This is a genomic window from Brevundimonas sp. UBA5713 (assembly GCF_002419815.1).
In the GTDB taxonomy this organism is placed as follows: Bacteria; Pseudomonadota; Alphaproteobacteria; order Caulobacterales; family Caulobacteraceae; genus Brevundimonas.
The window spans coordinates 17,676-41,821 of record NZ_DIGV01000045.1; the positions used below are offsets into that span (position 1 = coordinate 17,676).

Annotated in this window: 26 protein-coding genes, 1 tRNA gene and 1 pseudogene; 20 read left to right on the forward strand and 8 right to left on the reverse strand. The window is 63.5% G+C overall.

Features of this window, described 5'->3' with window-relative positions:
* From B3B04_RS11560 to pyk, 6 genes are all read left to right on the forward strand, one after another.
* Positions 1-409 (forward strand): MotE family protein (locus B3B04_RS11560; RefSeq protein WP_414632075.1); only part of this gene is annotated, 409 nt, incomplete at its 5' end.
* Between the two features lie 75 nt (positions 410-484).
* Positions 485-724 carry a DUF3297 family protein gene (locus tag B3B04_RS11565; RefSeq protein WP_292043139.1) on the forward strand — a complete coding sequence of 80 codons (240 nt, stop codon included), beginning with the start codon at positions 485-487 and terminating at the stop codon, positions 722-724.
* Between the two features lie 89 nt (positions 725-813).
* Positions 814-2,250 (forward strand): M28 family peptidase, encoded by a 1,437-nt coding sequence (locus tag B3B04_RS11570; RefSeq protein ID WP_292043140.1) that lies wholly within the window; start codon positions 814-816, stop codon positions 2,248-2,250.
* 20 nt (positions 2,251-2,270) lie between these two features.
* Positions 2,271-2,355 (forward strand) — tRNA-Leu (locus tag B3B04_RS11575).
* 142 nt (positions 2,356-2,497) lie between these two features.
* Positions 2,498-4,159 (forward strand): alkaline phosphatase family protein, encoded by a 1,662-nt coding sequence (locus B3B04_RS11580; RefSeq protein ID WP_292043160.1) that lies wholly within the window; start codon positions 2,498-2,500, stop codon positions 4,157-4,159.
* 137 nt (positions 4,160-4,296) lie between these two features.
* Positions 4,297-5,715 carry a pyruvate kinase gene (gene pyk, locus B3B04_RS11585; protein WP_292043141.1) on the forward strand — a complete coding sequence of 473 codons (1,419 nt, stop codon included), beginning with the start codon at positions 4,297-4,299 and terminating at the stop codon, positions 5,713-5,715.
* On the opposite strand, the gene B3B04_RS11590 is transcribed toward pyk, so the two are convergent.
* Complete coding sequence (locus B3B04_RS11590) at positions 5,712-6,305, reverse strand: TetR/AcrR family transcriptional regulator (RefSeq protein ID WP_292043143.1); 594 nt, start codon at positions 6,303-6,305, stop codon at positions 5,712-5,714. The two genes, pyk and B3B04_RS11590, sit on opposite strands and share 4 nt — an antisense overlap.
* A gap of 149 nt (positions 6,306-6,454) precedes the next feature.
* Between B3B04_RS11590 and B3B04_RS11595 the strand changes: the two genes are divergently transcribed.
* The 4 genes from B3B04_RS11595 (at position 6,455) to B3B04_RS11610 (ending at position 9,346) form a co-directional block, all read left to right on the forward strand.
* A complete protein-coding gene (locus tag B3B04_RS11595; RefSeq protein ID WP_292043145.1) occupies positions 6,455-6,856 on the forward strand; it encodes a RidA family protein in 402 nt (133 codons plus the stop codon).
* A gap of 7 nt (positions 6,857-6,863) precedes the next feature.
* Positions 6,864-7,769, forward strand: a complete 906-nt coding sequence (locus B3B04_RS11600; RefSeq protein WP_292043146.1) for an NmrA/HSCARG family protein — start codon at positions 6,864-6,866, stop codon at positions 7,767-7,769.
* A gap of 100 nt (positions 7,770-7,869) precedes the next feature.
* On the forward strand, positions 7,870-8,922 hold the full coding sequence (locus tag B3B04_RS11605; RefSeq protein WP_292043147.1) for a DNA adenine methylase: 1,053 nt from the start codon (positions 7,870-7,872) through the stop codon (positions 8,920-8,922).
* 181 nt (positions 8,923-9,103) lie between these two features.
* Positions 9,104-9,346 (forward strand): hypothetical protein, encoded by a 243-nt coding sequence (locus B3B04_RS11610; RefSeq protein WP_292043148.1) that lies wholly within the window; start codon positions 9,104-9,106, stop codon positions 9,344-9,346.
* Here the strand turns inward: B3B04_RS11610 and B3B04_RS11615 are convergent.
* Together B3B04_RS11615 and B3B04_RS11620 are read right to left on the reverse strand one after the other, a co-directional pair.
* Positions 9,343-9,999 carry a ribonuclease HII gene (locus B3B04_RS11615; RefSeq protein ID WP_409516066.1) on the reverse strand — a complete coding sequence of 219 codons (657 nt, stop codon included), beginning with the start codon at positions 9,997-9,999 and terminating at the stop codon, positions 9,343-9,345. The two genes, B3B04_RS11610 and B3B04_RS11615, sit on opposite strands and share 4 nt — an antisense overlap.
* 49 nt (positions 10,000-10,048) lie before the next feature.
* Positions 10,049-10,960: a LysR family transcriptional regulator gene (locus tag B3B04_RS11620; RefSeq protein WP_292043149.1), complete on the reverse strand. Its 912-nt coding sequence runs from the start codon at positions 10,958-10,960 to the stop codon at positions 10,049-10,051.
* Between the two features lie 75 nt (positions 10,961-11,035).
* Here B3B04_RS11620 and B3B04_RS11625 point away from each other — a divergent pair, with 75 nt between their 5' ends.
* Complete coding sequence (locus B3B04_RS11625) at positions 11,036-11,512, forward strand: DMT family transporter (protein WP_292043150.1); 477 nt, start codon at positions 11,036-11,038, stop codon at positions 11,510-11,512.
* The gene (locus B3B04_RS11630; protein ID WP_292043151.1) at positions 11,491-12,264 is read left to right on the forward strand and encodes a YoaK family protein; all 774 of its coding nucleotides are present in this window, start codon (positions 11,491-11,493) and stop codon (positions 12,262-12,264) included. Before B3B04_RS11625 ends, B3B04_RS11630 begins: the two co-directional genes overlap by 22 nt.
* On the opposite strand, the gene B3B04_RS11635 is transcribed toward B3B04_RS11630, so the two are convergent.
* The 3 genes from B3B04_RS11635 to B3B04_RS11645 all read right to left on the reverse strand — a co-directional run bounded on the left by B3B04_RS11635 (position 12,243) and on the right by B3B04_RS11645 (position 14,369).
* The gene (locus B3B04_RS11635) at positions 12,243-12,821 is read right to left on the reverse strand and encodes a DNA-3-methyladenine glycosylase I (RefSeq protein ID WP_292043152.1); all 579 of its coding nucleotides are present in this window, start codon (positions 12,819-12,821) and stop codon (positions 12,243-12,245) included. The genes B3B04_RS11630 and B3B04_RS11635 overlap by 22 nt on opposite strands.
* 152 nt (positions 12,822-12,973) lie before the next feature.
* Entirely contained in the window at positions 12,974-13,771 is a 798-nt protein-coding gene (locus tag B3B04_RS11640; RefSeq protein ID WP_292043163.1) for a YgfZ/GcvT domain-containing protein, read from the reverse strand.
* 52 nt (positions 13,772-13,823) lie between these two features.
* Positions 13,824-14,369, reverse strand: coding sequence for a hypothetical protein (locus tag B3B04_RS11645; RefSeq protein ID WP_292043153.1), 546 nt, complete (start codon positions 14,367-14,369; stop codon positions 13,824-13,826).
* Positions 14,370-14,558: 189 nt separating this feature from the next.
* Here B3B04_RS11645 and B3B04_RS11650 point away from each other — a divergent pair, with 189 nt between their 5' ends.
* The 3 genes from B3B04_RS11650 (at position 14,559) to B3B04_RS11660 (ending at position 17,699) form a co-directional block, all read left to right on the forward strand.
* Entirely contained in the window at positions 14,559-15,524 is a 966-nt protein-coding gene (locus B3B04_RS11650; protein ID WP_292043154.1) for a glycosyltransferase family 9 protein, read from the forward strand.
* Between the two features lie 112 nt (positions 15,525-15,636).
* Positions 15,637-16,968: a dihydroorotase gene (locus B3B04_RS11655; RefSeq protein ID WP_292043164.1), complete on the forward strand. Its 1,332-nt coding sequence runs from the start codon at positions 15,637-15,639 to the stop codon at positions 16,966-16,968.
* Positions 16,969-16,970: 2 nt separating this feature from the next.
* On the forward strand, positions 16,971-17,699 hold the full coding sequence (locus B3B04_RS11660) for a prephenate dehydrogenase (protein ID WP_292043155.1): 729 nt from the start codon (positions 16,971-16,973) through the stop codon (positions 17,697-17,699).
* A gap of 6 nt (positions 17,700-17,705) precedes the next feature.
* Here B3B04_RS11660 and B3B04_RS11665 read toward each other — a convergent pair whose 3' ends face one another.
* The gene (locus B3B04_RS11665) at positions 17,706-18,644 is read right to left on the reverse strand and encodes an alpha/beta hydrolase (RefSeq protein WP_292043156.1); all 939 of its coding nucleotides are present in this window, start codon (positions 18,642-18,644) and stop codon (positions 17,706-17,708) included.
* 200 nt (positions 18,645-18,844) lie between these two features.
* Here B3B04_RS11665 and B3B04_RS11670 point away from each other — a divergent pair, with 200 nt between their 5' ends.
* From B3B04_RS11670 to B3B04_RS11680, 3 genes are all read left to right on the forward strand, one after another.
* Positions 18,845-21,307: a DUF305 domain-containing protein gene (locus B3B04_RS11670; RefSeq protein WP_292043157.1), complete on the forward strand. Its 2,463-nt coding sequence runs from the start codon at positions 18,845-18,847 to the stop codon at positions 21,305-21,307.
* Between the two features lie 121 nt (positions 21,308-21,428).
* Positions 21,429-21,605, forward strand: a complete 177-nt coding sequence (locus B3B04_RS11675; protein ID WP_292043158.1) for a DUF1328 domain-containing protein — start codon at positions 21,429-21,431, stop codon at positions 21,603-21,605.
* Positions 21,606-21,697: 92 nt separating this feature from the next.
* On the forward strand, positions 21,698-21,949 hold the full coding sequence (locus tag B3B04_RS11680; protein ID WP_292043159.1) for a hypothetical protein: 252 nt from the start codon (positions 21,698-21,700) through the stop codon (positions 21,947-21,949).
* Here B3B04_RS11680 and erpA read toward each other — a convergent pair.
* Positions 21,946-22,287, reverse strand: a complete 342-nt coding sequence (gene erpA, locus B3B04_RS11685; RefSeq protein WP_292043166.1) for an iron-sulfur cluster insertion protein ErpA — start codon at positions 22,285-22,287, stop codon at positions 21,946-21,948. The genes B3B04_RS11680 and erpA overlap by 4 nt on opposite strands.
* A gap of 109 nt (positions 22,288-22,396) precedes the next feature.
* Here erpA and B3B04_RS11690 point away from each other — a divergent pair, with 109 nt between their 5' ends.
* Both B3B04_RS11690 and B3B04_RS11695 read left to right on the forward strand, forming a co-directional pair.
* Positions 22,397-23,584 carry a deoxyguanosinetriphosphate triphosphohydrolase gene (locus B3B04_RS11690; protein WP_292043168.1) on the forward strand — a complete coding sequence of 396 codons (1,188 nt, stop codon included), beginning with the start codon at positions 22,397-22,399 and terminating at the stop codon, positions 23,582-23,584.
* 84 nt (positions 23,585-23,668) lie between these two features.
* A pseudogene (locus B3B04_RS11695) lies at positions 23,669-24,146 on the forward strand (SPOR domain-containing protein); the annotation flags it as partial.

The window sequence follows — 24,146 nt, forward strand, 5'->3', positions numbered from 1 at the left end:
GCTGATGGTCGCCGCCGAGCAAAAGTTGGACGCCAAGATCAAGGCACTGGAAGGCTTGAAGGGCGAGATCGGCGGCCTGCTGGGTCAGGGGGACGAGCAGGAAAAGGCCGAGAATGAACGGCTGGTCGCCGTCTATTCGGCCATGCGTCCGCGCGAGGCGGCGGCTGTCTTTGCCACCCTGAACGACGATGTGCGCCTGCCGGTCGCTCAGGCCATGCGTCCGCGCACTCTGGCCGCCATCATGGCGCAGATGCAGCCCGCCCAGGCCCGTGAGCTGACCGAGAAACTGGCCAAGCGTTATGCGGCGGCTCCCTTGCGCGCCCGCGCCGCTGCCGCTGCCGGTGAACCGGTCGCCGCCCCCGCCGAACAGGCCCCCGCAGCGGCTCCTGCCGCAGCCCCTGCCGCTTAAGTCTGTCCTGATCGGTTGGCTTTGGCCGCTAAGGCGGCTATTCAGCGCGCTTCGATTTTACCAAGGAAGACCGTCATGTCCGACGTTTTGCCCGACCGCCTGTCGGTTGACCCTGACAGCCCCTATCACGACGCCGAACTGCTGATGAAAGGCATCGGCATCCGCTTCAAGGGCGAAGAGAAGACCAACGTCGAAGAGTACTGCGTCTCCGAAGGCTGGGTCCGTCTGGCCGTCGGCAACCGAGTTGACCGTCGCGGCAAGGCTCTGACCGTCAAGCTGCAAGGCGAAGTCGAACCCTTCTTCAAGGGCGAGTAAATCTATCGGCGGGCAGAGAGATTTGTGACTTCCTGTCGCACCCTCTGCCCGCTAGGCTCCCCCTGTTATCTGTAGGGCAGGGGGATGCCATGAAGTTCAAGTCCGGCTTGTTGGCCACTGTTTTCGCGCTGGGTCTGATGACCGCGCCCGCCGTGGCTCAGGATGCAGCGACCATCGCTGCCGCAGAGGCGCTGCGTGACAGTGCCGTGAACGACCAGATCGCCTACGAATTCACCCGTGACATGACCACCCTGTTTGGCCCGCGTCCGGCAGGGGCGGCGACTGACCACGCTGCCGCTGTGTGGGCCGCCGAGTGGATGCGTCGGAACGGCTTCCAGAACGTCCGTATCGAAAACTTCCCCCTGATCGGCTGGGAACGCGGCAGCGAAAGCGCCGAGATCGTCGGCTTCGGCGCGCAAAAGCTCTATGCCGCCGCTCTGGGCCATTCGATCCCGACGCCCGCCGAGGGCATCGAGGCCGAGATCGCCCACTTTACCTCGCTGGAAGACCTGATGGCGCTGCCCGCTGGCGCGCTGAACGGCAAGATTGCCGTGGTCGATCTGGGCCAGATGGTCGCTGACCGTACGGGTTCGGGGTATGGGCCGCGCTCGCGTGTTCGCTCGGCTGGGCCCAAGGCCGCCAAGGAACGTGGTGCGGTGGCTTTCGTGATGCGCTCGGCCGGTTCTGACCACCATCGCATGCCGCACACCGGCACCACCGGCTATCACGATGGCGAGGTGCCCCTGCCGTCGTTTGCCCTGTCGGCCCCCGATGCCGATCAGGTGGCCCGTCTGGCCGCTACCGGTCAGCCGATCCGCATGAAACTGTTCTCTGCGGCCCGCACCTATGAGAGCCACAGCCAGAATGTGATCGGCGAGATCGTTGGCGCGACCCGCCCCGAAGAAGTGATCGTACTCGGCTCGCACATGGACAGCTGGGACATGGGCACCGGTGCCATCGATGACGCCGCAGGCGGCGGCATCACCGTCGCCGCCGCCCTGCATATCGCCCGCGCAGGCCGTCCGGACCGCACCATACGCGTCATTCTGTTCGGTGCCGAAGAAGTGGCTCAACCGTCCGAAGCCTATGTGAAGGGCGGCACCGTCTATGTGCGCAACATCGGCGATGCCGTTGAAAAGCACATCATCGCCGGTGAATCCGATCTGGGTGCCGACAATGTCTATGCGCTGGGCCTGCCGCCGGGTGTTCAGGGCAGCGAGTTTGAAAAGATCGCCCTGCGCGTTCTGGCTCCGCTGAACATCGAAGCGGGCAACCCCGAACGCTTCGGCGGCGTGGACATCGCCCCGCTGGCCGGTGCAGGCGTTCCGGTCTTTGGCCTGAAGCAGGATGCCACCCGCTATTTCGACTGGCACCACACCGCTGACGACACCTTCGACAAGATCGATCCCAAGCAGATGCAGCAGAATGTGGCGGCGTGGGTGGCCTTGGTGAAACTTATTGCCGATTCAGATGTAGACTTCCGTGCCATTGCTGCGGCAAACACGCAACCGGCAGCCTCGAACTGAATCGGTTCGGCTGATCCGCTGCGAGCGTGGCGAAATTGGTAGACGCAAGCGACTTAAAATCGCTCGGCTTAGGTCTTGCGGGTTCGAGTCCCGCCGCTCGCACCACACTCTGAACGCCAGAGTCGTATCGATACAACAGGCGCGGGGCCAATGGCCTTGCGCCTGTTGTTTGTCGTGCATCCGTCATGCGACAGGGGTAAGGCCAAGCCTTAAGGGTTCAGTCTGCCTGTCCATGCTCTGGTAAGTGATGATCTTCAAACGTCTGCTTCTGTCCGCTGCTGCTGCCGCTTTGGCGCTGGCTTCCGTCAATACCCCGGCTGTTGCGGCTGTGGTCGCAGAAGACGAAGCCTATAGCGGTCCGCGTCTGGTCGTGACCGTAGTTGTCGACCAGCTCAGCTCGAACCTGTTCAACCAGTACCGCCGCCATTTCACCGGTGGTCTGAAGCGGATGATGGATGAGGGTCTGGTCTACGCCAACGGCTTCCAGACCCATGGCGTGACGGAAACCTGCCCGGGGCATTCCACGGTGCTGACGGGAATGCATCCCACCCACACCGGCATCGGCGTCAACTACAGCAATGACGACCAGACGGGCGAGGGCCGCTATTGCATGGCGTCCAAGGTTAACACTCTGGCGCATGGAGCTGTGACCGATAACGGCAATGTCGGCACCGAGCTTCTGCTGGTGGACACACTGGGCGACTATGTGCAGGCCAAATATCCCGGCAGCCGCGTGATGGCGGTGTCGGGCAAGGATCGCGGCGCGCTCAATTTGGCAGGCCATAACGGTCAGGCCTTCTGGTTCACCGACGGCTTTGGCCTGACCACCTACGTTAAGCCGGGCGAGACCGCCCAGCAGCGCCTGTCGGTGGTCGAAGAGTTCAACAAACGCTATCCGGCAGCCGAGAACGGCCAGCGCTGGCGCGGCGACATCGCCCGCTGTCAGGCCATGGCCGAAGACATCGATATCGTGGACGGCACCTTCAAATCCATGGTGCCGCCGTCCGTCGACAAATTCCCTGTCTCGCCGCTGTATGACGAAGAGACCATCGCCGCCGCCCTTTACCTGCTGGACAGCCAGAAGCTGGGTGAAGGCGAGGGCGTAGATATGCTGGGCGTGTCCCTGTCCGGCACCGACATCATCGGTCACAGCTTCGGCACCCAAGGTCCGGAAATGTGCGAACAGCTGGTGCGTCTGGATGCGGCTCTTGGCACGCTGCTGGACCGTCTGGACGATGTCGAGGGCGGCGTCATTCTGGCTCTGACTGCCGACCATGGCGGTGCCGACGTGATCGAGCGTACCGCCCGTCGCGGTTTCCCGTTCGCGCATCGTCTGGACACCAAGCCGGTGGATGAGGCCAACGCGGCCCTGCGCCAACAGTTCGGACTGGATTTCGACCCGCTGCGTCGCGGCTCGTCGGGCCTGCGTATCGTCGACACGGCCGGACGCGCTCTGGCCGAACCTCTGCGCACCCAGATCGCCCATGCGGCTGTGGAAATGCTGCACGGCAAGGGTGACTATGCCTTTGTCGGCTTCCGGGACGACCTGCTGAAAGATCCGGTGCCGGACAGCCTGCACCCGCAAATCCTGACGGTGCGCGAGCGTATGCGCCTGTCGGTGGTGGACGGCGTGTCGGCAGACCTGCTGATTGCCCTGCAACCGGGCGTGGCCACCGGTGGCCGTCTGGGCAGCAACCTGTCCAGCCACGGTCAGCCGTGGGACTATGACCGTGGCGTGCCGATCATCTTCTGGGCACCGGATGGTGTGGGTCAGGAACGCTTCATGCCCGCACGCACCATCGATATCGCGCCGACGCTGGCCAATATCATCGATGTGGACCTGAAAAAGGTGGATGGGCGCTGCATGGATCTGGGACTCGGCGAGGCTCCGGCCTGTCCGATCGAGTAAGGCAATCGCCATAAACTCGTGTTTCTGTGGACCGGAGGTGCTTGTCGCCTCCGGTTTTTCATTGGCACAACAGTGGCTAGGAAGCGCGCCAGACGCTTTGACGCCCCATGCGGCCATAATCCCGAGGAAGCCTGCCGATGAAACGTGCCCGTCGTACCCGTATCGTTGCCACTCTTGGTCCGGCCAGTGTGGCACCGGGTATGGTCAAGGCCTTGGCCGAGGCAGGGGTGGATGTGTTCCGCCTGAACTTCAGCCACGGCTCGCACGAGGATCACGAGCGGGCCTATAAGGCGGTGCGCGGGGCAGAAATGGCCATCCAGCGCCCCTTGGGCATATTGGCCGATCTGCAAGGGCCCAAGCTGCGACTGGGCGTGTTCGCAGAAACCTATATCGGGGTGGAGAAGGGCCACCGCATGCGTCTCGATCTGGACCCGACGCCGGGCGACGAGACACGCGTCCAGATGCCCCATCCCGAAATCTTTATGGCGCTGCGGGCGGGCATGGCCCTGCTGATCGACGATGGCCGCGTGCGCTTGCGCGTGCTGGACGCCACGCCCCAGTGGGCCGACGTCGAGGTCGAAAGCGGATCGCGCCTGTCCGACCGCAAGGGCGTGGCCGTGCCCGACGCCATCGTGCCCGTCTCGGCCCTGACGCCCAAGGACCGCGAGGACCTGAAGTTTGCGCTGCGCCTCGGTGTGGACTGGGTAGCGCTCAGCTTTGTGCAAAAGCCCGAGGACATGGCCGAATTGCGCGGTCTGGTGAACGGGCGCGCCGCCTGTCTGGCCAAGATCGAAAAGCCGCAGGCCCTGCATTCGCTGGATGCCATTCTGGATTACTGCGACGGGGTGATGGTCGCGCGCGGTGATCTCGGCGTGGAAATGCATCCCGAAGACGTGCCCGTGGCGCAAAAGCTGATCCTGCGCGCGGCCCGCCAGCGCGGCGTGCCCGCCATTGTCGCCACCCAGATGCTGGAATCCATGACCGCCGCGCCTGCACCCACGCGGGCCGAGGCCTCGGACGTGGCCAATGCCGTCTATGAGGGGGCCGACGCCCTGATGCTGTCGGCCGAGACGGCGGTCGGGGCCTATCCGCTGGAAGCGGTCTCCATCATGAACCGGATCATGGAGCGGGTAGAGCGCGACCCGCTGTGGCCCGGTTTGATGGACGCCGAGCACGCGGGCATGGAAATCGGTGATGTCGATGCTCTGGTGGCGGCTGCCCGCAAGGCCAGCGAGGCCGCCTCGTCCAACTGTATCGTCACCTTCACCACCACCGGCAGTACGGCACGGCGGATGTCGCGCGAACGTCCGCTCCAGCCCGTGTTGGCTCTGACCCCCAACCCCGATACAGCGCGCCGGCTCTCCCTGGTGTGGGGGCTGGAGCCGCGCTTGGGTCGCCAGCCTGAATCGCTGGAAGGCTTGACCGAAGACGCCGTTACCGCAGCCGTCGATTACGGGCTGGCCAAGGCGGGTGACCGCATTTTGATCCTTGCGGGTACGCCCTTCGGTGCACCGGGGGCTGCCAACCTTCTGCGTCTGGCCCGCGCCCCCTCCTAAGCCAGAAGACCGCTCATCAGATGGCGCAGGGCATCCTGTGCCTTGCGCAGGGTGGCGTGGGGATCGTCACTGGCTGCTACCCAAAGGGCGGCATCCATCGCCGCGCCATTGACCAGACGGGCCGCGGCCTCGGCATCCATGGGCTTGACCACGCCATCGCCGATCAATTTCGCCAGCGTCTGCGTGGAATGGTGCAGGCATTTGTTCTGGCTGGGCCAATGGGACGGGTCGCCCAGATAGGCCGGACCGTCTTTCAACACGATGCGCTGGATTTCTGGATCAAGCGCCAGTTCGATATAGGCCAGGCCTTGCGCAAGCAGTTCATCCCACGCGCTGGTGGGCTTGCTGGCCTGCACAATGGCATCGGCGCGGGTGACCATTTCGTTGTCGAGTGCCTCGACCACAGCGGCCAGCAGGCCCTTCTTATCTCCGAAATTATGATACAGGGCCCCGCGCGTCAGACCGGCCTCGGCGGTCAGTTCGTCCATGCTCGCCGCAGCAAAGCCCTTGTCGGCAAAGGCTTTTCGCGCAGCCGCAATCAGCTTGCCACGCGTCTCTTCCATCATTTCGGCCCGTGATTTGCGCGCCAAACCGTGCACTCCAAATGACATACGCGACGTATGTGTATTGACATACGCCTCGTATCTAAACATCTTTACATACGTAACGTATCTGAATTTGTCCGGTCGCGACAGTCCCGTTCGCCGCGCCGGTCGTCATCGAGAGAGATCACCCAACCATGTCCGAGATCAATCCGGTTTTTCCGGCCAACCGCCACGCGCTTTATGCCGAGCACGGCTACTCCGCTGCCCTTCAGTCCGGCGACCTTCTGTTTGTCTCCGGTCAGGTCGGCAGCCGCCCCGACGGCACGCCCGAGCCAGAGCTTGAGGACCAGATCCGCCGCGCCTTCGCCAATCTGGAGGCGACTTTGGCCGCAGCGGGCTGCACCTTTGCCGACATCGTAGACCTGACCACCTTCCACACCGATCCGCAAAACCAGTTCGACACCGTGATGAAGGTGAAGGCCGACATTTTCCCTGCCGCACCCTATCCGAACTGGACGGCGCTGGGTGTCACATGGCTGGCGGGCTTTGATTTCGAAATCAAAGTCATCGCCCGCATTCCCTCAAAAACGCACTGAGGACTCCATGACCCAATCCAACAAAACCATTCTGGTCTTCGGCGGCACGGGCCTTCAGGGCGGAGCCGCCGCACTGGCCCTGCGCGAAAACAACTGGCCGGTACGGGCGCTGGTACGTGATCCGGCATCGCCGAAAGCGAGGGCACTGGCCAATCATGGCGTGGAGCTGATGGCGGGCGATCTGTCCGACAAGGCCTCCATCGATCGCGCCATGCAGGGCGTCTATGGCGTGTTCAGCGTCCAGCCCAGCTCGGGGCAGGGCGAGGCCTATGGTGTGAGCGATGCCGAGGAAATCCTCTATGGCACGACCATCGCCGATCTCGCCCAAAAGCACGGCGTCCAGCATCTGGTGTACAGTTCTGTGCTGTCTGCGGGTGGCGAGCCGCTGAACCTCGGCCATTTCGACAGCAAGACGCAGATCGAGCGCCACATCCGTGCCATCGGCCTGCCGGCCACCATCATCCGCCCGCCCAGTTTCCATGAACTGTTGTTGCAGTTGGGCGGCGACTTCTCCGGCATCTATAGTTTTCTGTCGGACGCGGACGAACCCATGCATGCCATCGCCACGCGCGATATCGGTCGGATCGTGGCGGGCATCTTCGCCGCGCCGCAAACCTATATCGGCCAGTCTTTCGAGATCGGGGGCGATGTCATTACAGGCCGTCAGGTGGCAGATATCCTGTCCAAGGCCCTTGGCCGTCCGCTGACCTATCAGCGCATCGGTGGTGATATTCTGGACGCCACGCCCTCGCTACGTCGCCTGTCCCAGATGTGTGACGAGGGCTATTTCAAACCTGCCGTCGACATTCCCGCGCTGGAGGCCCGCTTCGGACCGATGATCCGGTTCGAAGACTGGGTGCGCACCCTCGGGCGTCCGATGCTGGAGGAAGCTGCGGGGTCAGGCCGCGCCTGACCTTCATAATGTGGGTGCGGCGGTGCTTTAGTTGGCCGCACCCAATTGACCGTCATGGGGTAGGGCGCGCTACCATGGCAGCTATGAGTCGGTGTGCCGCATGATCAAATATATCGGCTCCAAACGTGCCCTTCTGGGGCAGGTGGGGGCGGCCATTCAGGCCGTGCTGCCCGATGGCGGTCAGGTCTGTGATCTGTTTTCCGGCTCGGCCCGCGTGGGGCACCACCTGAAAAAGATGCGCTATCGGGTCTGGTCGAACGACCACAACACCTATGCCCACGCTCTTGCCACCGCCTATGTACAGGCCGACCGCGAGGTCTGGGCCGACAAGGCGACCGCCATTCTGGCCGAGCTGGAAACCGTCACGCCGCAGGCCGGATGGTTCACGAGAACCTTTTGCGAAGAGGCCCGCTTCTTCCACCCCGACAATGGCGCACGCATCGATGCCATGCGCGAGCGTATCGAACAGATGGGCTTGGAGCCCGAACTGAAGGCCGTGGTTCTGGTCGCGCTGATGGAAGCTGCCGACCGGGTGGATTCCACGGCGGGCTTGCAAATGGCCTATATGAAGCAATGGGCCCCGCGCGCGCTGAAACCGATGAAGCTGCGCCTGCCGGAACTCTTGCCCGCAGTCGTCGGCGGCCCGTGCAAGGCCACCCAGGCCGACGCGATCGACATTGCACCCGAGATCGAGGCCGACCTCGTTTATCTGGACCCGCCCTATAATCAGCATTCCTATCTGGCCAACTATCACTGCTGGGAAAGTCTGGTGCTGTGGGACAAGCCGGAAACCTATGGCGTGGCCCGCAAGCGCGTGGACGTGCGACAGCGCAAGAGCGCCTTCAACTCCCGCCCTGCCATCGGTCCGGCCTTGAGAGGCGTGATCGAAGGGCTGAACGCTCCCAATCTGGTCGTCAGCTTCAACGACGAAGGCTATCTGTCACGCGAAGAGCTGGAAGCCATGCTGTCCAGCCGCAAATATGTGCAGGTGCTGGAGATACCCCGACCCCGCTATGTGGGCGCGCGCATAGGCATCCATAATCTAAAAGGCGAAAAAGTTGGCACCGTCGGGCGACTGCAAAACTTCGAGCGCTTGTTTGTAGCTACAGAAAAACCCGTTGATTTATCAGGGGTAATGCCCGCCCCCGAGTAAAAATACTCAGGGATCGGTTCGGCGATCGCTTTGTAAGACATTGTTTTGTCTAACTTAGCCATTTGGAACGCAGGCTGAAAACGGTCGTTTCGACCATATGTCAGTTTCGTTTTTGCCCCCCGTGAAAGAGGCTCGCCCAGACCCTGGTCGGGCGGCCGAAGCGTACCGCACCGCGGATCGTTTGGGTCGCGCATCGCGCCGCTCGGTCGAGTGGCAACTTCTGTGCAAGGCCGATCACGAGCGCTGCGCCTTGAAACCCTTCGCCGATGTGTTCGCCGACGATCTGGATCAGATCGATGATGCGGAGTTCGTAGACGCCCCCGATCCCGACAGTGAAGAGCACATGGTCCGGTCGGCCTATCTTCTGGCCGCGGTCACTGTGGGCACCGTCTTTATGCTGCTGGGATCGATCGTCCTGATCTAGGCGGCTTCACGGCCAAGCAAAGCCCGTATCGGCGCATAGCTGCTACGGTGTTCGGGGCAGGGGCCATGCAGGGCCAATGCCTCACGATGGGTCGCCGACCCATAACCCTTGTGTCTGGCAAAACCGTAGGCCGGATAAAGGGTATCCAGTTCGACCAGCAATTGGTCCCGCGTCGTTTTGGCCAGAATGGACGCCGCTGCGATAGAGAGCGAAAGCCCGTCGCCCCCCACGGCCACATCCACCTTGCACGGCAGATCAAACTTGTAGTTGCCGTCGACCAAAGCCCCCGCAGGTGCGATCGACAGAGCCGAAATGGCCCGCTGCATCGCCAGCTGGGTGGCCTTCAGAATATTCAGCGCATCAATCTCGGCCACCGACGCATGGCCTATGCCCCACGCCAGCGCCTTTTCCTTGATGACGGGCATCAGCACTTCGCGCCGTTTCTCCGTCAGCGCCTTGGAGTCGTTCAGGCCAGCCGGAATGTCGTCGGGGTTCAGGATCACAGCCGCCGCCGTCACCGGCCCCGCCCACGGCCCGCGCCCGGCCTCGTCCACCCCGCACACCAGCCCGCCACACACCGCCGCCAGATGGTTCTCCAGATCCATGGTCAGCGGAGGTTTGATGGTTTTGGTGCGTTTGGGCTTGGTGGTCATTGTGGGTCTATGGCGGGTAATCGGAAGCGGGAAAAGAGGGTCTTCGTATCTAGGCCTGAGTTACCGAGGCGATCTTGTGTCTAAGCCATTCGTGCGCGGGGTCGGCGCTATGCCGTTCATGCCACGCTTGGGAAAAGTCAAACGCCGCCACGGGAAAGGGCGGTTCGAAAACGGCCAGATCGCCGCGCGTGCGATAGGGCCGCAGCGTTCGGCTGGAGACCGTCAGAACCAGATCTGTGCCGATCACCAGATTAGCCGCCGTGCTCCAGTGCGGCACGCTAATCGCGACGTTGCGTCGATGGCCCAGGGCCGCCAGTGCGCGATCGACTTCTGAGCCTGCATCCGGGGGCATGCCCACCAACAGATGCGGGCGTTGCAGATATTCGGACAAGGACAGTCCGCCCGCGGGCGGCATATGCGAACGGTCGGCCACACAGGCAAAGGTTTCGCTGAACAGGGTCTGCTGCCGGATCGGCGCAGGCGCATCGGCAAAGACGCCCAGCGCCACGTCCACCTCTGCCTCTTGCAAGGCCCGCAGGGTGGCCTCGCGCGACAGGTGCACGACCCTGATCTGAATGCCCGGAGCCTCCCGACGCAAAGCCCGGGTTAGCGCCGGTAACACCACCTGTGATCCATAATCGGACATGGCCAGCCGGAAAGTCTGGCGGGCGCGCTCGGGCTCGAACGGTTCCGGCCTTATCAGTCGACGCACACCGTCCAAGGTGGCCGTCAGTTCCGGTCGCAGCGATTGTGCCATCGCGCTGGCCGTCAGTCCGCCTCCGTGGCGTATCAACAGCGGATCATCAAACAGTTGGCGCAGCCGCGCCAGCGCATGGCTGACTGCGGGCTGGCTCATGTTCAGTCGCACGGCTGCGCGCGACACGTGCTGCTCCGCCAGCAGGGCCTCCAGCACCACCAGCAGGTTCAGATCAACGCTGCGAAGATTATTCGTTGTGTGCATGATGAATATAATAACATCGATTTTCCATTTATTCAGCCAATGGTCGATGAAGCGGTCAAAAGGAGATTGACCGTCATGCAAACCCCGTCGCTGCTTCTCTTGCTCGGAGCCATCATCACAGGTGCCGTGGTGCCCTTTCAGGCGGGGGCCAACGCCGCCATGGGGCGCGCCTTGGGCCATCCCTTGTGGGGCTCTGTGGTGTCCTTGTGCGTCAGTTTGATCTGTATCGCGCCCATACTGGCCGTGGCGCGGGTCAAAGCACCGGCTCTCGGTCAACTGGCCCATACGCCGCCGTGGGTATGGATCGGCGGCATGGTGGGCCTGCTGTACATCACCGGTGCGCTGATGCTGATGCCCCGACTGGGAGCGGCAGGTTTCATCGTTGCGGCGCTGGCTGGACAGATGCTGGCGTCAGTTCTGATCGACCATTTTGGCCTTGTGGGCTTGGCCGCCCGCCCCGTCGATATCCACCGTCTGGCCGGATTGGCCCTTGTGATGGCGGGCCTGTTGGTGATGCAGGGACAGGCGCTGTGGTCACGGGCGGCGACCTGACCGACGGATTTGGCACGCGCGCCGCAGTGGCCCTATACCTTTATGCGTCAGGGCGCGCCGCCGAGGGTGACGGCGCAGGGCTTGGAAAACGCGCGATGATTTCACTGGACCGCAGGTCACGATGGATGGCCGTCTGTTTTTCGGGCGTGGCCGGATTTGTGGATGCGGTCGGGTTTCTGACGTCCGGCGGCTATTTTGTCTCGTTCATGAGCGGCAATTCGACCCTGTTCAGCGTCGGCATGGTGCAGGGGCGGATGGGGGTTGGTCTGGCCGGATTGCTGATCGCAAGTTTTGTGTTCGGCGTAGTGGCTGGATCGTCGCTGGGCCGGATCAGCGCCCGCTGGCGACGGACGATCATCCTTTGCGCAGTGACGGCCTTGTTGGCGCTGGCGCTGATGCTGCATCTGGTCGGGGCAGGGCTGTGGGCCACCCTGCCGCTGGCCATGGCCATGGGTGCCGAAAACACCGTCTTTGGCGAAGACGGCGATGTGCGTGTGGGCCTGACCTATATGACCGGCGCGCTGGTCAAGATGGGCAAGCGCATCACCGTTGCCCTGTTCGGCGGCGACCGCTGGGGCTGGGTGCCGTTCCTGCTGTTGTGGCTGGGGCTGGCGGTCGGGGCAGGGCTGGGGGCTCTGGCCTATCAGTTCATGGGTCCCTTAGCCCTCGCTGCCGCTGTGGCCGCCATGGGGGCCATGACGCTGCTCAGCTTAAGGACTGACCTGCGTCGTCAGTCGACCAGTTCGCGATAGCGGAAACAGCTCACCATGTGATCCTGCACCAAGCCACAGGCTTGCATGAAGGCATAGACGATGACGGGCCCGACGAATTTGAAGCCGCGTTTCTTTAGGGCCTTGGACAGGGCCACGCTCTCGGGGCTTTGGGTAGGGTAGGGCTCGCCCTCGACCAGATGGTTCTGGATCGGCTTGCCGCCGACGAAGGACCAGATCCATTGGCTGAAATCCTCGCCATTATCGCGCATCTGCACGAACAGGCGGGCGCTCTGGATGGTGGCGATGATCTTGGCGCGGCTGCGGATGATGCGCGCATCGTTCAATAGTCGCTCGACATCGGCATCGTCGAAGGCGGCGACCTTGTCAGGATCGAAACCGGCAAAGGCATCGCGGATGCCTTCGCGTTTCCGCAGGATGGTGATCCACGCCAGACCCGCCTGCATCCCGTCCAGCACCAGCTTTTCCCACAGCGCGCGGCTATCGTACTCGGGTACACCCCATTCGATGTCGTGGTACTCAACATACAGCGGGTCGGTACCGCACCATTTGCAGCGGGACAGGGGTGTATCGGTCATCGAACAATGTTGCCAGAATGTTCCGCTTTGGCAAGCGGCATTTCAGTTGCCCGCGCTCGTCGGCCCTTCGGGACCTCCCGACCCGACGCGGTGCTTTTATTCTGGCCCGCGATCGTCGGCCCTGCGGGACCTCCCGACCCGACGCGGGCTACTTACTCTGCGAAGGGCAGCGCCGGCACCCAGGCGGGGCGGGTCACAGTCACCGGCTGGCCATTGACCGTCAGTTCGCCTTCCATGCGGTCCAGCCGCATCAGGGCCATGCCGGTCTGGCCTTGCACACTGGTCACCTCACCCGCGCGACGTTCGACATTCAGCACTTCGGTGCCCACCTCGGGAGCGTCGCCCTCGAAGGTGAAGGGCAGCAGGCGGTTCTTGATCGTGCCGCGGCGTTTCATGCGCGAAGTGGTTTCCTGACCGACAAAACAACCCTTGTGGAAGTCGATGCCGTTCATCAGGTCAAAGTTCGCCTCGATCGGATAGGTCTTGTCCTTGGGCGCATCATAGGCCGCCTCGGCCACGCCCAGCGCCAGACGATGGGCGTGCCAGTCGGTCTCGGTCGCATTGGGCAGGGTCTCTGTCCCGATGGCACGACCGCCCAACCTAGCAAGGCGCGGATCGGCGATGAAATTGTCCGGCACATCGCCCCAAGCCACCAGCACAGGGCGGTCATCGGCGGCGATCTGCACATCGGCGCGCAGCTTGTACATTGACAGGCGCTGGACCAGTCCGTCACGCGCGTCGGCTGGCACATCCAGCAGCACGCCGTCGTCCTGACCCCAGATCATCACATCGACCATCAGCCGCCCTTGCGGCGTCAGCAGGGCCCCGAAACGCAGCTCTGCGGCGGCAATCGTCTCCACATCCTGCGTCAGCAGATTGTGCAGGAAATGGCGGGATTCAGGGCCGGTGACGGCGATAACGGCGCGGCTGTTCAATCGGGCGATAGGCATGGCCATCAGATAGGCGCACACCCCTGCGAAATGAAGGTCTCATCTGATGTGATCAGACGACCTGATAGCGGGCCTCGATGCCGTCCGGCTGAAACTCGGAAGCCGACAGGCTGTCCAGAGCGGCAAACAGGCGGGTGACAAACGCCTCCATGTCGCCTTCTTCGATGCTTGGGCGCAAGTAATCGGTCACCACGGCCCGCACCGGATAGGTGCCTTCCGGCCCCGGTACCGACAGGGCGATCTGGATCCCCTCGGCGATCCAGTGCGCTACGGTGGCGAAGAAGTCTTCACCCGCCAGAAACTCGCTCGGACGAATGACATAGAGGGTGATGATCCCTTCCTGCACCCCGTCGGGGCGCACGATCACGCCGCTGTGGTCCGGTCTCCAGTCATTCGACAGCTCCACCGCCCGCCACAGGCAGAACCAGATGCGGCAGGTCTGCGGGCGGATGGCATGCACCGAACACCCTGAGCCATCGACGCAATAGTGGCACAGCTGCCCCGTCGGCTTGGCCAGTTCGGGCAGGTCCAGCGGGATGTAACGGCAGCACTCGACGCAGCCACCGCAATCGCGGTCAGGAAGTAGGGGCAGGGACATGGGCGCTGTTTAGCGAAGGAAGATCGCTCGCGATACAGCCGCATTTCCTGGCGGGCTGCGGCCAATCCGACCGTGCGGCGATCACTATTGGTGGTTGGGAGGGGGCCTGCCGCGTCGATTTCGCGCGATAACGGATATTTCAGCACCGTTGCCGCTGAAACTGCGAAAGAATCCAGTTAGGCTAGCGCTATGAACGGGCGTTTCCCTATCCTCTATATCGCCGAAGCCGCACCGGAAGAGGCCATCCTCTCCTCCGGCGCTCTCGCGCATCTGGTGGAAATGATCCCGCATGCCGACTTCACCGTGGTGGGATCGGCAGCCACCGCGCCGCTGTTTGCCGATGTGCCGCGCCTGCGCAAGCTGATCGTGCTGGATAAAGACCGCAGCTGGGACTGGGTCGCGCTGTGGAACCAGCTGCGCGGCACCAACTGGGGTCTGGTTGTCGATATGCGCGGCTCCAACATCTCGACCAAGCTGCGTCGCCAGCGCCGCGCGGTAAAGGGCCCGTCCGAGCCGGGTGTCCATCCGGTCGAAGAGGCGGCGCGCCTGCTGCAACTGGATGAGATCCCGTCGCCGAAACTGTTCTTTGGCCCTGAAACCATGGCCATCGCCGACAGCTTCATCCCGCGCGGGCATGAACCCATTCTGGCCATCGGTCCGGGCGTGGACTGGATCGGCAAGCGCTGGCCCGCAGAACGTTTCGCCAAGGTGGCGGGGCCTTTGCTGTCCGAAGGTGGTCCGCTGGCCGGTGGTCGCCTGATGATCGTAGGCGAGGAGGCCGACCGCGACGCCGCCCACACCATCCGCTTTGCCGTGCGCCGCGATCGCGTGATCGAGCTTCAGGGCAAGCTGACCCGTCTGCAAACCGCCGCCGCCCTGCGTCATGCCAATCTGTTCATCGGCGGCGACAGCGTCTGGACCCAGCTGGCCGTGGCTGCGGGTGTGCCGACGGTCGGCGTGTTCGGCCCGTCCGACGAAACCAAGCGCCGCCCGTGGACGGGCATTGCCGTGCGCGGCCCGCGCACGCTGGAAGAATACAAAGAGCTGGACCCGCGCCTGAACCAGCATATCCAGCACATGATGGACCTGCCCGCCGACCGCGTGCTGAAAAAGACGCTGAAGTTCATCACCGACCTGACCGAACAGGCGGCCTGACCGCGCGGTGAAAACGCTAATGGCGTATCCTTTCTCTTTTGCCTGACAGGGCGTAGAAGACCGTCCGACTGTAATCCTTCCCGTCGGAGCCTTCCCCATGACCCAGACCCCCATGAGTCAGACCTATGACCTGATCGTTCGCGGGGGTGAGGTGGCGAACCATGCGGGGCGGGGTAAGGCCGACGTCGGTGTGATCGACGGCAAGATCGCCTTTATCGGTGACCTGTCGCAAGCCTCGGCAGGTGAAGTGTTCGACGCCACGGGCCTGACGGTTTTGCCGGGCGTGATCGACACTCAGGTCCACTTCCGCGAGCCGGGTCTGGAATGGAAAGAAGACTTGGAGACCGGCAGCCGCGCGGCGGCTCTGGGCGGCGTGGTGGCCGTGTTCGAAATGCCGAACACCAACCCCAATACGACCGACCCGACCACGCTGGAAGACAAGCTGGCCCGCGCCAACAATCGCATGTGGACCGACCACGCCTTTTACGTGGGCGGCACGCACGAAAACGCCGACCATCTGGGCGAGCTGGAGCGCCTGCCGGGCGTGTGCGGCATCAAGGTGTTCATGGGCGCTTCGACTGGCGATCTGTTGATTGCCGACGACGAGGGTGTGCGTAAGGTTCTCACCAACACCAAGCGCCGCGCGACTTTCCACTCGGAAGACGAATACCGTCTGGTCGAGCGCCGCGAACTGGCCCGCACCGGCGACTGGACCAGCCACCCCGAGGTGCGTGACAGTGAGAGCGCCATCCGCTCGACCCGCCGTTTGGTGAACCTTGCCAAGGAAACGGGCGCGCGCATCCACGTGCTGCACGTCACCACGCGTGAGGAGATGGAATACCTGCGCTTCCACAAGGATGTGGCCACAGTCGAAATCACCCCGCAGCACCTGACGCTGGTCGGCCCCGAAGCCTATGAGCGCCTTGGTGCCTATGCCCAGATGAACCCGCCGATCCGCTCGCAGGAGCACGTCGATGCCCTGTGGCTGTGGGGCATCCAGCAGGGCGTGGCTGACGTTCTGGGCTCGGACCACGCGCCGCACACCAAGGAAGAAAAGTCCAAACCGTACCCTGCCTCGCCGTCGGGCATGCCGGGTGTGCAGACGCTGGTGCCGCTGATGTTGGACCATGTGAACAAGGGTCGCCTTTCGCTGGAACGCTTCATCGACCTGACCTCGGGCGGCGCACAGCGCGTGTTCGGCACCGCCAACAAGGGCCGCATGGCTGTTAGCTATGATGCCGACCTGACCATCGTGGACATGAAAGCCACCAAGACCATTACCCACGACCAGCAAGCCACCCGCTGTGGCTGGACCCCGTTTGATGGCCGCGAAGTTCAAGGCTGGCCGGTGGCCACCATCATCCGAGGCCGCGTGGTCATGCAGGACGGCGAACTGATCGGCACCGCCCACGGCCAGCCGGTCCGCTTCCAGGAAACCCTGTAACCGTGCAGCGCCCGCAGCTTGGACTTATCGGCTATGGCGCGTTCGGGAGACTGACCGCGCAACACCTGTCGCAGTGGTTCGAGGTGCGGGCGTTTGATCCGCAGTTGGCGGCGGATGATGACTACGTCACCGCCGTTTCTCTGGAAGAAGCCGCAGCCTGTCCGGTGGTGATACTGGCCGTTCCGGTCGGTGTTCTGGAACAGACGCTAACCGAGATCGCGCCGATGCTGAGCCACGGCGCGCTGGTGCTGGATGTCGGCTCGGTGAAGGTGAAACCGGCCGAGGCGATGCAGCGTTTGCTGCCCGCTCACGTCCGCATCGTCGGTACCCACCCGCTGTTCGGCCCACAATCGGCCAAGAACGGATTGGCGGGCCTGCGCATCGCCATCTGCGAGGTGCGTGGCACCAAGGATGCCTGCCGCACCGCCGCATGGTGCCGCAAGGTGCTGAAACTCAAGGTGTTCAGCGTCACGCCCGAAGACCACGACCGCGAGGCCGCCACCGTTCAGGGCCTGACCCACCTGATCGCCAAGGTGCTGCTGAACATGGAACCCTTGCCCACCCGTATGACGACCGCCAGCTTCGAGCGCGTCATGCAGGGCGTAGACATGGTCCGCCACGACAGCCCTGCCGTCTATCAGGCCATCGAGCGCGACAACCCCTTCGCCGCAGGCGTGCGCGAACGCTTCTTTGCCCTGTTCGACAAGGCGCGCGGCGAACTGGACGGCTAAGCCCCCTTATTGCAGAGCATTGAACCGGATAAAGACCGCCACATCGGTCAGAACCGGATCGGCCAGCGGGGCCTCGGGATTGGCATAGGTGGCTAGGTTTTCGGCGCGGTCAGCAGGGGCGGCGGTCAGGGTGTGGTTCACGCCTTCCCACAGTTTCAGTTGCGCCTCGGGGCCGGCGGCGGCCAGCGCTTGGGCGTCGGCGACGGTGGTTTGCAGGTCGGTGGTGCCCTGGCCAATGAACATCGGGCCTTGATAGTCCGCGGCCAGTTTGGCGGGATCGCATTTTAGCCACGAAATCAGATAGGGCTGAACCGAGGGGCGCAGCAGAGCGGCCAAGGCAGGCGGGCTATCGGAGACGGTGCGGCCTGCTTCCAGTTCTGTCAGCGCTTCAAATGCTTGGGTCTTCAGAGGCTCCGGAAGTTGTCCATCCAGCTGTTCGCGCATCACAAAGCCCGCGGGGCGTCCGGCACCGGACAACAACACCAGACCGCAAATGTCGCTATTGGGCTGGCTGGCGGCGACCTGCGCCACCAGTGCACCTTCGGAATGGCCGATCAGCCAGACGCAGGGCTGGTTCAGCGCCCGTGCGGTCTGGGTGGCCCAGCCGCGCACATCCTCGGCCATCTGGTCAAATCGCAGTTCGGACTCCGAAAATCCTGCAGGCTGGCTTCGGGCCACGCCGCGCTTGTCGATGCGGACGGTGGCGATGTTGTAGGTGGCCAATCCCTCGGCCAGCTTTTTCAGCGAGGCCAAGCGCACGCCCAGCGGGCTGTTGCCATCGCCATCGGTCGGGCCGCTGCCGGGGATGATGATCGCGCCCGCGACCAGTTCTCCGTTGGGCCGCAGCATGGTGCCGTAAAGCGGTGCAGGCTCCGATGCGAGCGTGACACTTGTCTCGGTCGCACCGACCGAGGCCATGCCCAAAGCCATAAACAGCGCCAACATCCTTAATCCTCCCGCCGGCCGGACGGCCCGTTTCTCAATCGTGGCGTGCGAAGGCGCACGTCTGGCCTGTTAAACGCGCAGCCCTGGCGAGAGAGAACACAAGAATCCTTCACATTTGGTCCGAAAGCCGCGCTTTCATATTGCGCCACATTTGTGCCTAGGTTCTAGTCGCTCCGATATATGAAGGGGAAGGGCCGATCATGGCTAAGGGACCACGCCGCACCGTCAGTCTGCTGATGGGATGTTCGTTTTTTGCACTGATCGGCAGTGCGGCAATGGCGCAGGACGTGCCGATTGTTCAGCCGGGGGCACCGGGACAGGTGTCGCGCACGCTCAGCGCCGAAGACGCCGCCCGCATCGCGCACAACCGCTATTCCAGCGATGATGTCCGCTTTATGCAGGACATGATCCACCACCATTATCAGGCCGTGCAAATGGCCGAACTGGTGCGCGAGCGGACCAACAATCCGGCGCTGACCGAGGTGGCGGGCCGCATCAATGCCTCGCAGGCCGACGAGATCGCCTTCATGCAGCAATGGCTGCGAGAGCGCGGCGAGAGCGCGCCCAATCCGGCAGAAGATCATTCCGCCCACCACGGCCACGGTGGCCATGGTTCGCACGGGGCTGCGCCGACCATGGCAGGCATGGCCACCCCCGCCCAGATGGCTGCTCTGGCCGCGGCCAGCGGCGTGGCGTTCGACCGCCAGTTTCTGGAGCTGATGATCGCCCACCACGCCGGTGCGATCCAGATGGTCGAGGACCTGCTGAAACGGTCCGGTTCAGCCTATGATCCGATGCTGTTCCAGTTCGTCAATGACGTGAACAACGACCAGAAGGCCGAGATCGGCCGCATGACGACCGTGCTGCGCCAACTGGCCGAAGATCCGCGTCTGGGTCTGAAGGCGGGCTTTGCGGACGCCGAACAGGCGAGCCGTAACCTGACCCTGCTGGCCAATCTGCCCAAGCCCGCAGGCTTCTTTGATCCGGAAAATCCGGCGGGCCTGCCCATGCCGCTGCCGCCCAAGGGCGAGGGTGCCGCTGCCGCAGAGCGCAGTGAAAGCGCCAGCAATCAGGAAGGCCAGTTCTCCAAGCGCGGGCCGTTCCTCAACTTTGCCAATACCGACATCGCCTTCTCGGGTGACCTGATGGCGGTGGGCAACTACCACGGCTTCAACCTGTTCCGCGTGGTTCAGAACGCCCAGCCCCAGCTGATCGCCTCGGTGGTGTGTCCGGGCGGGCAGGGGGATGTGTCCATCGTCGGCAACTTCCTGCTGATGTCGGTGGAACAGACCAGTGGCCGTGTCGACTGTGGCCGTCAGGGCGTGGCGGAGCGCGTCAGTACTGATCGTTTCCGCGGCCTGCGCATCTTCGACATCTCCAACCCGCAACAGCCCCGACAGGTCGGTCAGGTCCAGACCTGCCGTGGCTCGCACACCCACTCCATCGTCAAGTCGGACGAACGTTCGATCATCGTCTTCAACTCGGGCACGTCTTCCATCCGACCAGAGGAAGAGCTGGCCGGCTGCGTCGGGCCGGTGGCAGGCGATGACCGCACCGCCCTGTTCCGCATCGATGTGATCGAAATTCCGGTCGCCAACCCCGAGCGCGCCCGCATCATCGACAGCCCGACCGTGTTTGCCGATGACGCCACGGGCCGCATTGCCGGTCTATGGCAGGGTGGCAACCACGGCGAGGGCACGCAGGACACCGCCCGCACCGACCACTGCCACGACATTACGGTCTTCCCGACCGACAATCTGGCGGCGGGGGCGTGCTCGGGCAATGGCGTGATCTTCGACATCACCGACCCGCGCGCACCCAAGCGCATCGATGCCGTCTCGGACAAGGGCTTTGCCTATTGGCACTCGGCCACCTTCAACAATGACGGCACCAAGGTGCTGTTCACCGATGAATGGGGCGGCGGCGCGCGTCCACGTTGCCGTGTTCAGGACCCGCTGACGTGGGGGGCCAACGCCATCTACGACATCGTCGACGGCAAGCTGGAGTTCAAGGGCTATTACAAACTGCCCGTCGCGCAGAACGAGACGGAAAACTGCGTCGCGCACAACGGCTCCATCGTGCCGGTGCCGGGCCGCGATATCATGGTGCAGGCCTGGTATCAGGGCGGTCTGTCGGTGCTCGATTTCACCGACTCGGCCAATGCCTACGAGATCGCCTATTTCGACCGTGGTCCGATCGATGAAAAGCACGCCATCCTCGGCGGCTATTGGTCGGCCTATTTCTATGGCGGCCAGATTTACGCCAGCGAAATCGTACGCGGTCTGGATGTGCTGGCCCTGCAACCCAGCGACCAGCTGAGCGCCGCGGAAATCGCGGCGGCGGCTATGGCTGACCAAGGCCTGACCTTCAACCCGCAGCAGCAGTTCCCTGTGAAATGGCCCGACCACCCCGTCGTGGCTCAGGCCTATGTGGACCAGCTGTCGCGTGCCAATGCGGTCTCGACCGAGGTGCTGCAACCGCTGACGCAGGCGCTGACCCGCGCCACCGCCAGCGTAGACGGCGGCACCAAGGACGCCGCTCTGGCTGCCCAGCTTCAGGCCTTTGCCGGACAGCTGACCAGCAGCCAAACGGATGCGGCCACCACGCGCCGCCTGTCTGCCCTCAAGGCACAACTGACGGCCATCGCTGCCAAGCTGTCCTGATCCGGGCTGACCTGTGAAAGCGCCCCCTTCCTCAGACCGAGGGAGGGGGCGCTGGTCCAGCACCATTTGGAACTTCGAGGGTGTCCCTCCGTTTTCTCTCTGAACTGTTCAGGAGAAGACGATGATTAAATGGGCCATTATTTTTGCGATTATCGCTGTTGTCGCCAGTATTCTGGGCTTTGGCGGTATTGCGGGCACAGCGGCTGGTATTGCCAAATTCCTGGCGATTGCCGCGATTGTCATCTTCCTGATCTTCCTGGTGCTCGGCATCGTGGCGGGCAAGAAGATCACCAAATAGGAAAGGGCCTCCTTCGGGAGGCCTTTTTCATATCCGCCCTTTTACGGCCAAGCCTGTCCAGCTAGATCATCCGCCATGGGTAAGGGGACGCCGTGGCCGTAAAATCAATCGTACGCAGGGTTGTAAGCGTGGTGGTGTTGGCCACCATGCTGGTGCTGCCTTTCCTGCCGCCGGTCAGACGGCTGGCGGAAAAGATGCTGCAGTGGATGTTCATCGGCCAACTGGCCATTGCCGTCGGCGTGACGGGTCTGGGCCTGATTGTCGCGGTCGTCTTGATGATCCGCGACAAGCGCAAACGCGACCGCGCGGCCCCGCCGCCCGCCAATAAAAGCGAAACCGCCTAGATCGAGAAGCTGACGCCGCAGCCGCAGCTGGACGAGGCATTGGGGTTCTGGATCACGAACTGGGCTCCGGCCAGTTCATCGACGAAGGTGATTTCCGAGCCCTTGAGGAAGGGGACGGACACCTGATCCACCAGCGCCGTCTGACCGTCACGCTCGATGCGCAGGTCGTCGGGCTGGGCGTCCTCGACCAGATCCATCAGATATTGAAAGCCCGAACAGCCTCCGCCCTCGACGGCGACGCGCAGCATCAGGGCCTTGCCCTCGGCCTGCGACAACGCCGCCAGCCGACGTGCGGCAGCCTCGGACAGGGTGATGCCTTCCGGCGCGCGCGTGGCGATGGAAAAGGCCGCTGTGGATTGTTCTGTGGATTGGACGGTGCTCACGCGCTTATATATGAGGCTGTCGCGGGCATTTAAAAGGCCCGTCCTGATCAAAGTTGATGTCGTGATCCAGAACGAACGCGCCCCCTACGCCGAAAAGCACGAGTCCAGCCGCGGCCGCCGCATCCCCGAGGCCCCCAGCCGCACCCGTACCGCCTTTGCGCGCGACCGTGACCGCATCATCCATTCCACCTCCTTCCGTCGCCTGAAGGAAAAGACGCAGGTCTTCGTCGCCCACGAAGGCGACACCTATCGCACGCGGCTGACCCATTCGCTGGAAGTGGCGCAGATTGCCCGCTCATTGGCCCATGCCTTGCGCCTCGACGACGATCTGGCCGAGACCATCGCTCTGGCCCACGATCTGGGCCACCCGCCGTTTTCCCATGCGGGCGAGGACGAGCTGGCCCTGCTGATGGCCGACTATGGCGGCTTTGACCACAATGTGCAGAGCTTCCGCGTCGTAACCGAGCTGGAGATGCGCTATCCGGCCTTTGCGGGCCTGAACCTGACGTGGGAAACCGTCGAGGGTGTGGTCAAGCACAACGGTCCCGTCCTGCACCATCTGGACGAACCGGCATGGGCCAAGGTGGCCGAGTACCACACGGGCGGGGCCATGAACTGGGACCTGCGTCTGGGCACCTTTGCCTCGCTGGAAGCCCAGTGCGCGGCCATTGCCGACGACATCGCCTATAACAACCATGACGTCGACGATGGCGTTCAGGCGGGCCTGTTCACACTGGACGATCTGGCGCAAATCCCCCTGATCGGTCCGGCCATAGCGGCGGCGCGCGCCGACTATTCGTCGATCGACGACCGTATGCTGCGTCTGGAGGCCGTACGCCGCATGATCGGTATTATGGTCGATGATGTCCTGGCCGAAACCGAGCACCGCCTGACGTCGCACCGCATCGAAACGGTCGAGGATGTGCGTCTGGCCCCCGAGACACTGGTCCAGTTCTCTGCCGGAATGATGGAAGAGCTGGGCGTGCTGCGCCGCTTCCTGTTCGAGCGCATGTACCGCCATTACCGCGTCAACCGCACGCGCAGTCAGGCTCGCCGCGTACTGGCCCAGCTGTTCCATCTGTGCATGGACGAACCCGAGATCATGCCGCCCGAATGGCAGGTCGCGGCCCTGACCGACGACCGTCAGCAGCGGGCGCGGGCGGTGTGCGACTATATCGCTGGCATGACAGACCGTTACGCCATCGAGGTGCACAGAAAACTATTCAGTCTCGACCTCGGCCTCGATCTGTGATTCGAAACTGAGGGGGCGGGGGGATAGAGTTCAACCGGCTGCGTACCGATTCGCGCGCGGCCGAACCCTTTTGAAGGCGCGACCATGTCCTACGACGACGATCACCGTGGCAACCCGAACTCCGGCCGTGACCGGGGCGCATACACGCCGCCGACCGGCGATGACGATCTGCCGTTCAGCCGTGGCGGATATGATCCGCGCCGCGCGCCGGCGTCCAAGTCTCCGCCGATCACCCTGATCGTCAGCGCCGTCATCCTGCTGCTGCTCGTCGTGGCGGTGGTGATGTTCTATCGCTCGGGCGTGCGTTCCTCGACTGATGCGCCGCCGGCTGTGGGCACGCCCGTCGAGACCATGAAGGTCGAAGCCCCGCTGGACGCCCAGCCGGTTAATCCGGAAGACGGCATCCGCGTCTACCGCGACGCCGCAGAGCCGGAAGGCACTACCCCGACCTTTACGCCTGGCCCTGAAACCCCGCAGCCGCGCCCTGCGCCGCAGCCGGAACCTGTGCCGGCCGCTCCGGCTCCGGCACCCAAGGCGGCTCCGGTCCCGACGCCAGCTCCGG